Below are 12,275 nucleotides of genomic sequence, written 5' to 3' on the forward strand. Positions count from 1 at the left end.
AAATAAATGAATATGAAAAAATATAAAACAATCAACCTGTTACTCGCTTTATGTGTAAGTATCTTTTTTACAGCTTGCGTAGACGATAATAATTTTAAAGTTCCGCAGAATTTAGGCGTTGAAGAAAACCTAAAATTAAATTCACTTTTAGATAGTGTTCAAAATAATCAGCTAGAATTAAAATCCATAAAAGATTTAAAAAGTTTATATATTTCAGGAAATGATCCTGTAAAAATAGTTTCTGATATTATTGTAAAAGGATATGTTATTTCTTCGGATGCAAAAGGGAATTATTTTAGAGAATTTTATATGCAAGATGCTCCAGAAAATCCAACTGCAGGAATTAAAATAACCATTAATTTAAACAATAGTTACAATAAATTTAACTTTGGAAGAGAAATTTATATTCGCTTAAAAGGTTTGTATATTGGAGAAACAAATTCTGGCGATGGTGTAGTTTCTATTGGCGGTAAAGTTAGTGCAACAGATCAAAAAGAAGTACAAAGTGTATCTTCAAGACAAATTGATACTCATTTTTTTCGTTCAGAAAACACAGAAATAATTATACCAAAGAAAGTTTTTCTAGCAAGTTTAAATGCATCTGATATTGGCACATTTATAACTGTAAATAAAGTTATTTTTCCTTCTAATTTATCAGGAAAAGCGTTTGTAGACCCAACAGAAGATTTTGATACACAACGAAAAATACAAACTTGTCAAACAGTAGGTTACGCAGATTTATTAATTGAAACTAGTTCGTTTGCAAGTTTCGCAAATGAAGCTTTGCCAATGGGCGGTGGCACTATAAATGCGGTTGTTTCTAAAGATTATAATGGTAATTTTTTGGTATTGGTTTTAAATTCTACGGATGATGTTCAAATGATTGGTGAACGATGTGTAACGCGGTCTGAAGCCGATTTTAAAACAGTTTTATTAACAGAAGATTTTGAGACATTATCTGGGGAAATAAAAATTACAGGTTGGCAAAATTATAGAGAAGAAGGTACAAAATCTTGGCGATCTTACTCAGATACTTATTCGCAAAGTAAAGCAGCAAGAATAGGTTCTAAAAACTCTAATGATGCTAGCACAATTACTTGGTTAATTACAAAAGGAGTGGATTTAGAAACAACTTTAGAAGAGTTTTTGTCGTTTGAAACCTCTAATAGCTTTGCAAACGGAAGTAATTTAGAAGTGCTAATTTCTGCAAACTGGGATGGAACAGCAACAAACATAACTTTAGCAAAATGGGATGTTTTACCCGCAAAAATAGTTTCTGATGGCGAGGGTTTTAAAAACTGGATTCACTCTACATATGTAAATTTATCTAAGTATTCTGGCACAGTGTTTATCGCCTTTAAATATACAGGAACTGGTAATGTTAATTTTGATGGAACGTATGAATTAGATAATATCACTATTATTGCAAAATAATATTCTTATCAAATGAAAAAAATAGAACACATTGGTATTGCTGTAAAAGATCTTGAAGTTTCAAATAAATTGTTTGCATCCTTATTTGGTGAAAAACACTATAAAGAAGAAGAAGTGGTATCCGAAGGTGTAAAAACTTCTTTTTTTAAAAGCGGACCAAATAAAATTGAATTGCTTCAAGCTACAAACCCAGAGAGTCCAATTGCTAAGTTTTTAGAGAAAAAAGGAGAAGGAATTCATCATATTGCTTTTGCGGTTGATGATATAAAATCAGAAATAAAAAGACTGCAAAGTGAGGGTTTTATTGTTTTAAATGAAATTCCTAAAAAAGGAGCAGACAATAAATTAGTAGTTTTTTTGCATCCAAAAACAACCAATGGTGTTTTAATAGAATTATGCCAAGAAATAGTTGATACCAATTAGATTTTATAATGTTTAACGAACATACGTTAAAATACTGCAAACAGTTACTGTCAACTGATTACTAATTATTATCTTGCAGCGATTTTTAAAAGCAAAAATAATGTCATCTAAGTTTGATTCTTATCATAAAAGACGGTTACAATCTTCTTACATTTCTGTTGTAATAAGCATTGCTTTGGTACTTTTTATGGTAGGTTTTCTAGGTTTGATACTTTTAAAATCTACAAAAGTTGCCAACCATGTTAAAGAAAAAGTAGCAATTACACTCTTTATAAAAGACCAAGTGTCTCAAAATCAAATAAAAACATTTACAGAATCTCTTTTAGAAGAAGAGTTTACTAAAAGTGCAGTGTACACAAGTAAAGAGGAGGCCGCAGAAAAATATAGTGAAGAAATTGGCGAAGATTTCTTGCAGTTTCTAGGAGAAAATCCGCTTAAAAACGGAGTTGATATCTACCTAAAAGCAGATTTTGTAACTCCAGAAAAAATGCAAGAATTAGAAACACGTTTTCTAGAAAATGCTTTTGTTGCAGATGTTTCTTATGACAAACCTTTAATTAATTTATTAACCAAAAATATTAAAAGAATTAGTTTTTGGTTATTAGTTTGTAGCAGCTTTTTTGGTTTGGTAGCAATGATTTTAATTAATAGCTCTATAAGATTGTCTATATATTCTAAACGTTTTAACATAAAAACCATGCAAATGGTGGGTGCAACAAAAGGTTTTATTAGAAAGCCATTTATTTTACGTAGTATTAAATTAGGATTTTTTGGTGCTTTTTTAGCCTTAATTGGCTTAGCTTTTGTAGTTTATTATGTAGATAAATACATACCTAGTTTAGAACTTTTAAAAGATTACCTTACTTTAGGGTATTTAGTTAGTGGTGTGTTTTTAACTGCATTTATTATTACTTGGTTTAGTACCTTTTTCGCTACACAGCGTTTTTTAAATTTACAAACAGACGAACTTCATTATTAAAATCATGCAAGAAGAAAACATACAAGAAAAAGAGTTTTTATTTGGCAAAAAAAATTATATCATTATGTTAATCGGTATTGTTTTTATAGCCTTAGGATTTATTTTTATGGCTGGTGGTGGAAGTGATAATCCAGAAGTTTTTAATGAAGAAATATACAACTGGCAAAGAATTCGTTTAGCGCCAACCTTAGTAATTATAGGATTGGCAATAGAGTTTTATGCAATATTTGTAAATCCAAGAAAATAAGTTATGGATATTTTAGAAGCAATTATTCTTGGTGTAATTCAAGGATTAACAGAGTTTTTACCCGTATCTTCTAGTGGTCATTTAGAATTGGCAAAAGCAATCTTAGGCGACACTTCTGTGCCAGAAGAAAGTTTGACATTTACTGTAGTTTTACATTTTGCAACTGCATTAAGCACCCTAGTAATCTTTAGAAAAGAAGTTCTAGAAATTTTTAAAGGATTGTTTCAATTTAAATGGAATGAGGAATTTAAATTCTCTTTAAAAATTATTATTTCTATGATTCCTGCAGTAATTGTAGGGTTACTTTTTGAAAAAGAATTAGAATCTTTTTTTGGAGGAAAAATATTATTGGTGGGTTGTATGTTATTGTTAACAGCTTTGTTATTATTATTGGCAGACAAAGCAAAAAACACCGACAAGAAAGTTTCATTTTGGAACGCTGTTTTAATTGGTGTTTCGCAAGCAATAGCAATGTTGCCAGGAATTTCTAGGTCTGGCGCAACAATTTCGACATCTGTTTTATTAGGAGTTGACAGAACAAAAGCTGCAAAATTCTCTTTTTTAATGGTGGTTCCGTTGATTTTTGGAAAAATAGGAAAAGACGTTTTAAGTGGAGATTTAAACCTTCACTCATCAGATATGATTCCTGTTACAGCAGGTTTTATCGCTGCTTTTTTAGCAGGTTTATTAGCTTGTAAATGGATGATTTCGTTAGTGAAGAAAAGCAAACTTTCTTACTTTGCAATTTACTGTGCAATTGTAGGAACTATTGCAATTGGTTACGCTCTTTTAACTTAATAATACACTAAATTCAGCATAAATGACTGAAGACGATTTTAAAAATGGTCAAGTTTTATTGATTGATAAACCTTTAAATTGGACTTCTTTTCAAGTTGTTAATAAACTTCGTTGGGAAATAAAACAACGGTTCAATATTAAAAACATTAAGGTTGGTCATGCAGGTACTTTAGATCCTTTAGCAACTGGTTTATTGATTATTTGTACAGGCAAACAAACTAAAGAAATTAATATTTATCAAGGTCAGGTTAAAGAATACACAGGCACAATTACTTTAGGAGGAACCACGCCAAGCTACGATTTAGAAACAGAAATCGACGAGACTTTTTCAATAGACCATATTTCTGATGATTTATTAAAAGAAACTACAAAACAATTTATTGGTGATATTCAGCAAAAGCCACCCATTTTTTCAGCAATTAAAAAAGATGGAAAACGTTTGTATGAGTTAGCAAGAAAGGGAGAGACTACAGAGATTAAGGCAAGAACGGTAACCATATCCCAATTTGAAATAACAAATATTAATTTACCTAATGTAGATTTTAAAGTCACTTGTAGTAAGGGTACTTACATTCGTTCTTTAGCTTTTGATTTTGGAAACGCACTAAATTCTGGTGCTCATTTATCAGCCTTAAGAAGAACAAAAATTGGGAGTTTTTCTGTTGATAAAGGTTTTTCGGTTGATGAGTTTATTGAAAATATAAAATCAAATTAATTTTTTTAATCACATTAACACTAAACTTTGATGGTCAAGATAGGTTTTAAAGCTTTTTTTGATAATTTCTTAGTAACACTTGCAGAAAATAAATGAGATAGTCCACTTCTTCCATTTGTGCTTAAAGAAATTAAATCTGCGTTAATCTCTTTCGAGAAATTTAAAATTCCTTTTTCGATAGAAACATCATTATAAATATTAATAGAATGCTTTGGTAGTTTGAAATCCTTAATAAATTCTTTAATTTTTAATTGAGCGCTTTGAGTACTTTCAAAATTGGAGGCCGTATTTACTTTTAATAGATGTATTTTACTGTTAAATTGGTTTGCAAAATCAAGAAATTTTCTAAAAACTTCTTTCTTATCCTCATTTTTAAAACTTGAAGCAAAAACTAAATTCTTCATTTTAAACTTTTTACTGTCTTTTTTTACAACAATAACTGGTCTTATAGAAGTTCTTACAACTTTTTCTGTATTAGAGCCAATTAGTATTTCTTCAAAATTAGAGAGGCCTTTAGAGCCCATAATTATAATATCAGCATTAATTTTTTCTGCATATTTTAGAATTCCTTGGTGTGGGTTTTGAAACCGTATTGAATAATAAACTTCTGTTGTTTTAGAGAAGAAATTTTCTTTAAATTCAAGAATTTTTTCTTTCACTTTTCTGAGGTATAGCATACTTTCGGGGATGCTGTAATTACTTCTTGAACCCATATCTATGGCGCCTGTTGGTAAATCTATCATATGTAATAGATATACAATACTACCTGTTTTTTCGGCAATTTTTGCTGCCATTTTTGATGCGTATTCAGATTTTTCAGAAAAATCTATTGGGACTAAAATTTTTTTCATCTTGTTTAAATTTAAATTAGAAAATCATGATTTTAAAGGTATTAAAAATATTTGAATGTAACTCTATTTGGTAAATCATAAACATTTAGTATCTTTGCACCGAAAATCATAATAAATGACGAAATGAAGGGGACTAAAAGTCCCCTCTTTTTATACTTTATTTTAAGGTTTATATGGATCAGAAACAGATAAAAGATTTAATTGACGAGGCTTTAGCACTAAATGAATCATTGTATTTAGTAGATGTATCAATCTCTACTAATAACAAAATTCAGATTGTTGTTGATGGCGATAATGGCGTTGCTCTAAGCGAGTGTATTAGAATAAGTAGAGCTGTTGATAATAGTTTAGATAGAGAAACGGAAGATTTCTCGTTAGAAGTTTCAACACCAGACATTGTACATCCGTTAAAATTAAAAAGACAGTATATTAAAAACATCAACAGGATATTAAAAGTAAAGACTGATGATGATGAAATTGAAGGGACTTTACAAGAAGCAGATGATGATAAGATTGTTTTAACTTGGAAGGCCAGAGAAGCAAAACCGTTGGGTAAAGGGAAAGTTACAGTTCAAAAAACGGTAACTATTGAGTATAAAGATATTAAAGAAGCAAGAGTAAAAATTTTATTTTAAGCAAAAAACTTAATGGAAAATATAGCATTAATCGATTCGTTTTCAGAATTTAAAGATAATAAGAGTATAGACAGAGTAACATTGATGTCTATTTTAGAAGAAGTATTTAGAGCCGCATTAAAACGTAAGTTTGGTTCTGATGATAATTTTGATATTATTATTAACCCTGATAAAGGAGATTTAGAAATTTGGAGAAATAGAGTTGTTGTTGCAGATGGTTTTTCTGAAGATGACAATGAAGAAATAGAATTAGCTGAAGCTAGATTGATTGAGCCAGATTTTGAAATTGGTGAGGATGTTTCTGAAGAAGTGAAATTAATTGATCTAGGAAGAAGAGCTATTTTAGCTTTACGCCAAAATTTAATTTCAAAAATATATGAACACGACAGTACAAATATCTTTAAACAATTTAAAGATTTAGAAGGAGAGTTATATACTGCAGAAGTACATCACATTCGTCATAATGCAATTATTTTATTAGATGATGATGGTAACGAAATTGTATTGCCTAAAAGTGAGCAAATTCGTTCAGACTTCTTTAGAAAAGGAGATTCTGTTAGAGGCGTTATTAAAACAGTAGAATTAAGAGGTAATAAGCCAGCAATTATATTGTCTAGAACGTCACCAGCATTTTTAAATAAATTGTTTGAACAAGAAATTCCGGAAGTTTTTGATGGTTTAATTACTGTTGAAGGTGTTGCTAGAATTCCAGGTGAAAAAGCAAAAGTAGCGGTAGATTCTTATGATGATAGAATAGATCCTGTTGGAGCTTGTGTAGGTGTTAAGGGGTCAAGAATACACGGTATTGTTCGCGAACTAGGTAATGAAAACATAGATGTTATTAACTATACTAAAAACGAACAATTATATATTTCTAGAGCTTTGAGTCCTGCAAAAGTGACATCAATGGAAATAGAGATGTATGATGAACCTAGAAATGGTAAAAAAGGACGTGTAAGTGTTCTTTTAAAGCCAGAAGAGGTTTCTAAAGCAATTGGTAGAGGTGGTGTAAACATACGTTTAGCAAGTGAATTAACAGGTTATGAAATTGATGTTAAGAGAGAAGGTTTAGAAGAGGAAGATGTTGAGTTAACAGAGTTCATGGACGAGATTGAAGATTGGGTTATTACAGAATTTAAAAAGATTGGTTTAGATACGGCAAGAAGCGTATTAGAAGCTAGTGTAGAAGAACTTGTAAAAAGAACCGATCTAGAAGAAGAAACGATATTAGATGTTCAAAGAATCCTTAAAGAAGAATTCGAAGAGTAATCGATTATAATAAAATTAAAGTAAAAAGCATATTTTTACAGAATTAAAGGCTAAAAAATAATATATGTCTGAAGGCAAAACAATGAGGCTTAATAAAGTTTTAAGAGAATTAAACATTTCTCTTGATAGAGCAGTAGAATATTTAGCAAAGCATGGTCATGAAATAGATTCAAGGCCAACTACTAAAATTTCTAGTGATGTTTATCAAGTTTTACAAGATGGCTTTGAAAAAGACGCAAACAAGAAAGCTGCGTCTAAAGAAGTTGGTGAAGAAAAACGTAAAGAGAAAGAGGCAATTCGTTTAGAGGTTGAAGCTAAATTAGAAAAGAAGAGAGCTGAAGAAGCTAAAAAGGAAGATGTTCTAAGAGCCAAAGCAGATAAATTAGAATTTAAAACTGTTGGTAAAATCGACATCGAAAATTTAGGTAAAAAGCCTGCTGATAAAACTGAAAAAGTAGAAGAAGTTCCAAAAGTAGAAGAAGCTTCTAAAGCAAAAGAGGTTGAAGTTGTGCAAAAAGTTGAAATCGTACCAGAAGCTAAAGAGGTAAAAGTAGAACCTGTAAAGGTTGTTGTTACTCCTAAGGTTGAAGAACCCGTAGCGGAAATTCCTAAAGTTAAAAAGCCTGTTTCTGAGATTGAAAAAGAAGCTTCTAAAAGAGACGTTAAAAATGACTCTAAAAAAGATTCTTCTAAAAAAGATGAGAAACCAGAAGAAATAACGGCAGAAAACGCTGAAGCTATAAAAACGCAATACAAAAAACTTGATGGTCCCAATTTTACAGGTAAGAAAATTGATTTAAAACAATTTGAAAGACCTAAAAAGAAAAAACCAGAAGTTAGAAAAGATGCGAATGCAGATGCGAAAAAGAAACGTAAACGTATAAGTAAGCCTGCAACTGGTGCTAGAACAGCTCCGGCTAAAAGAGGAGCACCAGGCGCTCCAAGAACAGGCGGTGTTGGTAGACCAGGAGGATTTAGAGGAAAACCAAGCCCTAGAACTCCGATTAAAAAAGAAGAACCAACAGAAGCAGATATACAAAAACAAGTAAGAGAAACCTTAGAGAAACTTCAAGGTAAATCTTCAAGAGGCAAAGGTGCCAAATATCGTAGAAATAAAAGAGATGCGCATAGAGAGCATACTGAAGCTGAATTAGAAGCACAAGCATTAGGTACTAAAATCTTAAAAGTAACAGAGTTTGTTACAGTAAGTGAAGTAGCTACAATGATGGATGTTCCTGTAACTCAAATTATTTCTTCATGTATGATGCTAGGAATGATGGTAACAATGAATCAGCGTTTAGATGCAGAAACATTAGTTATCGTTGCAGAAGAATTCAATCACAAAGTAGAATTTGTAGGTGCAGAAGTAGAGGAATCTATTGAAGATGTACAAGATAAACCAGAAGATTTAGTAACTCGTGGGCCAATTATTACGGTAATGGGTCACGTAGATCATGGTAAAACATCGCTGTTAGATTATATCAGAAAAGCAAATGTAATAGATGGTGAAAGTGGTGGAATTACGCAACATATTGGAGCTTATTCAGTAAATGTAGGTGATCAAAAAATAGCTTTTCTAGATACTCCTGGTCACGAAGCCTTTACGGCAATGCGTGCACGTGGGGCGCAAGTAACAGATTTAGTAATTATTGTAGTTGCGGCAGATGATGATGTAATGCCACAAACAAAAGAGGCAATATCTCATGCGCAGGCAGCATCGGTTCCAATAATATTTGCAATTAATAAGATTGATAAGCCAAATGCGAATCCAGATAACGTTAAAACACAGTTATCTGCAATGAATCTTTTAATTGAAGAATGGGGAGGAAGCATACAATCTCAAGACATATCAGCAAAAACTGGTGAAGGAGTTGAGGCCTTATTAGAAAAAGTACTATTAGAAGCAGAGATTTTAGAGCTAAAAGCAAATCCTAAGAAAAATGCAATTGGTACTGTGGTAGAAGCACAATTAGACAAAGGTAGAGGTTATGTAACTACTATCTTAGTGCAGGCAGGAACACTTAATGTTGGTGATTATTTACTAGCAGGTAAACATAGTGGTAAAGTAAAAGCTATGTTTGACGATAAGGGCAATAAAATGAAAAAAGCAGGTCCATCGACACCAGTTTCAATACTAGGTTTAGACGGTGCACCACAAGCAGGTGATAAATTTAATGTATTTGATGACGAAAGAGAAGCAAAACAAATTGCTTCTAAACGTTCTCAGTTACAACGTGAGCAGTCTGTAAGAACTCAGAAAACATTAACACTTGCAGAAATTGGGCGTAGAATTGCACTTGGAGATTTCAAAGAATTAAACATTATCCTTAAAGGAGACGTTGATGGTTCTGTAGAGGCTTTAACAGATTCGTTCCAAAAATTATCTACTGAAGAAATTCAAGTTAATATTTTACATAAAGGAGTAGGTGCCATTACAGAAAGTGATGTTTTACTAGCAACAGCATCAGATGCTATTATAGTAGGGTTTAACGTTCGTCCTCAAGGAAATGCAAGAATGATTGCAGATAGAGAAGAAGTGGATATTAGAACGTACTCAATTATCTATGATGCAATTAACGACTTAAAAGACGCCATGGAAGGAATGTTATCTCCAGAAATGAAAGAAGAGGTTAGCGGTAATGTTGAAATTAGAGAAGTGTACAAAATCTCTAAAGTTGGTAACATTGCAGGTTGTATGGTAATGTCTGGTAAAGTATACAGAGATTCTAAGATTAGAATTATTAGAGATGGAATTGTTGTTCATGATGGGGTTTTATCTTCTTTAAAACGATTTAAAGACGACGTTAAAGAAGTAGCTAAAGGATATGATTGTGGTTTACAACTTAAAAACTATAATGACATAGTTGAAGGTGATATCATTGAAGCATACAAAGAAATAGCAGTTAAAAAGAAGTTGAAATAAACCTCTTTTAAATCATAAAAAAAACGCCAAAATTATTTTAATTTTGGCGTTTTTATTTTATGATTCTTTATATTTTACTTCCCTAAAGGGATTACAATTAATCCAGAAAATTTTTCAGAGAAACTAACCATTGCCTTATCAGCCTCCAACCTTGTCTTGTAATTACCTACTTGAACTTTCCAATAAGGTTGATCATAATCAAGTTTTGTATACACATTAGGATAATTACCTCTAAATTTATTTTGCAAGCTTCTTGCTTTTGTTTCATCACCATAAAAAATCTGAACCCGAAAACCATAACCAAACTTACTGTTGAAGGCTCTTTTCTTAACCATTAAATTTTTTACTTGTGTGCTGCTATTAGTGGTGTTTTGAGCAGAAATTGAATAACTACCGGCTATAAATAAAAATAAAAAAGACGCTAAATAAAATTTGTTTTTCATTGTAAAAATATTTTTACAAAAGTAACGTGTTAGATTAGAATAAATTTCAGAAGCTCGTTATTTAGAATAAGTATAAATTATTATTTATCATTCTTTTCCTTTTTCAAAATTTAGCAATATGTAGTACTTTTGTCAAAGAGTTCAAAAAGCGTTTTTTTGACCTGTTTTATACACAACACTAAAAATAGTTTGTAAATATGAAAAGTGTAGAATTGCACAATAGACTAGCCGTAATACTTCGTATAAGTTTTACAGTTCTTTTACTTTTTGCTTTTAGCGCATCTTCTTTTTCTCAGGATATGGATGAAGCACGCCAAAAAGAAGGAAAGAGTTTATTTAAATCTTTATGTGCTTCATGCCATAAGTTAGATAAAAAACTAGTAGGTCCTATGTTAGGTGGGATAGAGGGTCGTAGAGAAAATGATTGGTTAAAGTCTTGGATTAAAAATAATGCAGAGTTCAGAGCTTCTGGTAACGCAGATGCTATTGCAGTTTATGAAGAGTACAACGGGTCTAACATGTCTGCTTTCCCTCAGTTGACAGATAAAAATATCGATGATATTTTATATTATACAACTGTTGGCGAAATTAGTAAGCCAGATGTAGTAGAGGCTGGGGTAGCTGCCACAGGTGGTGGTTCTACTTCAAGTGCGCCAGAATGGTTAATCTATATTTTAGCTGCTGCTATCATCGTTGCTTTCTTAATGATTGCAAACCTGTTAAAGCAGGTAAGTGAATTAAAAGGAAATACGAAAGTCGAATCAAAGTCAAATTTAAAAAGAGACTTACAAGAGCTTTGGATTGGTGTTAAAAACAACACTTTCTTAAAAGCTTTGTCAGTTGTTTTCTTAATATTGATGACTATATACGTTCTTTTCGGAACTTTATATAAAGTTGGTGTAGATCAAGGCTATCAGCCAATTCAACCAATTGTTTTTTCTCATAAAATTCACTCTGGTGATAATAAAATTGATTGTCAGTACTGTCACTCATCAGCAAAACATAGTAAGCATTCAGGGATTCCTTCTGTAAACGTTTGTATGAATTGTCATAAAAATATTGCTGAAGTTGCAGAAACTACTGTAGTTGAATTAGAAGATGGTGTGGTTTTAGGAAAGGCAGAGTTGGATAAAGAAATAGCAAAAGTCTACAAAGCTGCAGGTTGGGATGTAGAGAATTTAGAATATACAGGTATAGAAAAGCCAATTAAATGGGTTCGTATTCATAATTTACCAGATTTTGTGTATTTTAACCACTCACAACACGTAACAGTGCAAGGTCTTAAATGTCAAACATGTCATGGTCCTGTAGAAGAAATGGAAGAGATGTACCAATATTCTCCATTAACAATGGGTTGGTGTATAGATTGTCACAGAGAGACAAATGTAGAATTGAAAGAAAATGAATATTATGCTAAAATTCACAAGCAATTAGCAGAAAAGTATGGAGTAGAAAAAGTTACTGCTGCACAACTTGGTGGATTAGAGTGTGGTAAATGTCACTATTAATTAAAGAAGAAAGATAGTTTTGTGTTTTATATTAAAGAAACAAATAAACT

At 31.4% G+C, this 12,275-nt stretch carries 12 protein-coding genes; 10 read left to right on the top strand and 2 right to left on the bottom strand.

The features are described 5' to 3' along the window. The first annotated feature begins 12 nt into the window (after positions 1-12). The 6 genes from BTO16_RS14415 to truB all read left to right on the top strand — a co-directional run bounded on the left by BTO16_RS14415 (position 13) and on the right by truB (position 4,596). On the top strand, positions 13-1,434 hold the full coding sequence (locus BTO16_RS14415) for a DUF5689 domain-containing protein (protein WP_105022356.1): 1,422 nt from the start codon (positions 13-15) through the stop codon (positions 1,432-1,434). 12 nt (positions 1,435-1,446) lie between these two features. Beyond that, a complete protein-coding gene (gene mce / locus BTO16_RS14420) occupies positions 1,447-1,857 on the top strand; it encodes a methylmalonyl-CoA epimerase (RefSeq protein WP_105022357.1) in 411 nt (136 codons plus the stop codon). 100 nt (positions 1,858-1,957) lie between these two features. After that, a complete protein-coding gene (locus BTO16_RS14425) occupies positions 1,958-2,836 on the top strand; it encodes a cell division protein FtsX (protein ID WP_105022358.1) in 879 nt (292 codons plus the stop codon). Between the two features lie 4 nt (positions 2,837-2,840). After that, on the top strand, positions 2,841-3,083 hold the full coding sequence (locus BTO16_RS14430) for a DUF3098 domain-containing protein (protein WP_105022359.1): 243 nt from the start codon (positions 2,841-2,843) through the stop codon (positions 3,081-3,083). Between the two features lie 3 nt (positions 3,084-3,086). Next, the gene (locus tag BTO16_RS14435; RefSeq protein WP_105022360.1) at positions 3,087-3,881 is read left to right on the top strand and encodes an undecaprenyl-diphosphate phosphatase; all 795 of its coding nucleotides are present in this window, start codon (positions 3,087-3,089) and stop codon (positions 3,879-3,881) included. A gap of 22 nt (positions 3,882-3,903) precedes the next feature. Next, positions 3,904-4,596, top strand: coding sequence for a tRNA pseudouridine(55) synthase TruB (gene truB / locus BTO16_RS14440; protein ID WP_105022361.1), 693 nt, complete (start codon positions 3,904-3,906; stop codon positions 4,594-4,596). A gap of 20 nt (positions 4,597-4,616) precedes the next feature. Here the strand turns inward: truB and BTO16_RS14445 are convergent, their stop codons facing one another. Next, complete coding sequence (locus tag BTO16_RS14445) at positions 4,617-5,447, bottom strand: universal stress protein (protein ID WP_105022362.1); 831 nt, start codon at positions 5,445-5,447, stop codon at positions 4,617-4,619. A 173-nt stretch (positions 5,448-5,620) separates the two neighbouring features. Here BTO16_RS14445 and rimP point away from each other — a divergent pair, with 173 nt between their 5' ends. The 3 genes from rimP to infB all read left to right on the top strand — a co-directional run bounded on the left by rimP (position 5,621) and on the right by infB (position 10,274). Next, positions 5,621-6,082: a ribosome assembly cofactor RimP gene (rimP, locus tag BTO16_RS14450; protein ID WP_105022363.1), complete on the top strand. Its 462-nt coding sequence runs from the start codon at positions 5,621-5,623 to the stop codon at positions 6,080-6,082. Positions 6,083-6,094: 12 nt separating this feature from the next. After that, positions 6,095-7,351, top strand: a complete 1,257-nt coding sequence (gene nusA / locus BTO16_RS14455) for a transcription termination factor NusA (RefSeq protein ID WP_105022364.1) — start codon at positions 6,095-6,097, stop codon at positions 7,349-7,351. A gap of 64 nt (positions 7,352-7,415) precedes the next feature. Further along, positions 7,416-10,274: a translation initiation factor IF-2 gene (gene infB / locus BTO16_RS14460; protein WP_105022365.1), complete on the top strand. Its 2,859-nt coding sequence runs from the start codon at positions 7,416-7,418 to the stop codon at positions 10,272-10,274. Positions 10,275-10,348: 74 nt separating this feature from the next. Here the strand turns inward: infB and BTO16_RS14465 are convergent, their stop codons facing one another. Continuing rightward, entirely contained in the window at positions 10,349-10,717 is a 369-nt protein-coding gene (locus tag BTO16_RS14465; protein WP_105022366.1) for an SPOR domain-containing protein, read from the bottom strand. Between the two features lie 197 nt (positions 10,718-10,914). Between BTO16_RS14465 and BTO16_RS14470 the strand changes: the two genes are divergently transcribed. Next, positions 10,915-12,225 carry a cytochrome c3 family protein gene (locus BTO16_RS14470; protein ID WP_105022367.1) on the top strand — a complete coding sequence of 437 codons (1,311 nt, stop codon included), beginning with the start codon at positions 10,915-10,917 and terminating at the stop codon, positions 12,223-12,225. Positions 12,226-12,275: the final 50 nt, after the last annotated feature.

It is taken from the genome of Polaribacter glomeratus, assembly GCF_002954665.1.
Lineage (GTDB): Bacteria > Bacteroidota > Bacteroidia > Flavobacteriales > Flavobacteriaceae > Polaribacter > Polaribacter glomeratus.

What these genes read in the sequence shown, in the direction of transcription:
- BTO16_RS14415 (WP_105022356.1), top strand. Translation starts at nt 13, where the DNA reads ATGAAAAAATATAAAACAATCAACCTGTTACTCGCTTTATGTGTAAGT.
- mce (WP_105022357.1), top strand. Translation starts at nt 1,447, where the DNA reads ATGAAAAAAATAGAACACATTGGTATTGCTGTAAAAGATCTTGAAGTT.
- BTO16_RS14425 (WP_105022358.1), top strand. Translation starts at nt 1,958, where the DNA reads ATGTCATCTAAGTTTGATTCTTATCATAAAAGACGGTTACAATCTTCT.
- BTO16_RS14430 (WP_105022359.1), top strand. Translation starts at nt 2,841, where the DNA reads ATGCAAGAAGAAAACATACAAGAAAAAGAGTTTTTATTTGGCAAAAAA.
- BTO16_RS14435 (WP_105022360.1), top strand. Translation starts at nt 3,087, where the DNA reads ATGGATATTTTAGAAGCAATTATTCTTGGTGTAATTCAAGGATTAACA.
- truB (WP_105022361.1), top strand. Translation starts at nt 3,904, where the DNA reads ATGACTGAAGACGATTTTAAAAATGGTCAAGTTTTATTGATTGATAAA.
- BTO16_RS14445 (WP_105022362.1), bottom strand. Translation starts at nt 5,447, where the DNA reads ATGAAAAAAATTTTAGTCCCAATAGATTTTTCTGAAAAATCTGAATAC.
- rimP (WP_105022363.1), top strand. Translation starts at nt 5,621, where the DNA reads ATGGATCAGAAACAGATAAAAGATTTAATTGACGAGGCTTTAGCACTA.
- nusA (WP_105022364.1), top strand. Translation starts at nt 6,095, where the DNA reads ATGGAAAATATAGCATTAATCGATTCGTTTTCAGAATTTAAAGATAAT.
- infB (WP_105022365.1), top strand. Translation starts at nt 7,416, where the DNA reads ATGTCTGAAGGCAAAACAATGAGGCTTAATAAAGTTTTAAGAGAATTA.
- BTO16_RS14465 (WP_105022366.1), bottom strand. Translation starts at nt 10,717, where the DNA reads ATGAAAAACAAATTTTATTTAGCGTCTTTTTTATTTTTATTTATAGCC.
- BTO16_RS14470 (WP_105022367.1), top strand. Translation starts at nt 10,915, where the DNA reads ATGAAAAGTGTAGAATTGCACAATAGACTAGCCGTAATACTTCGTATA.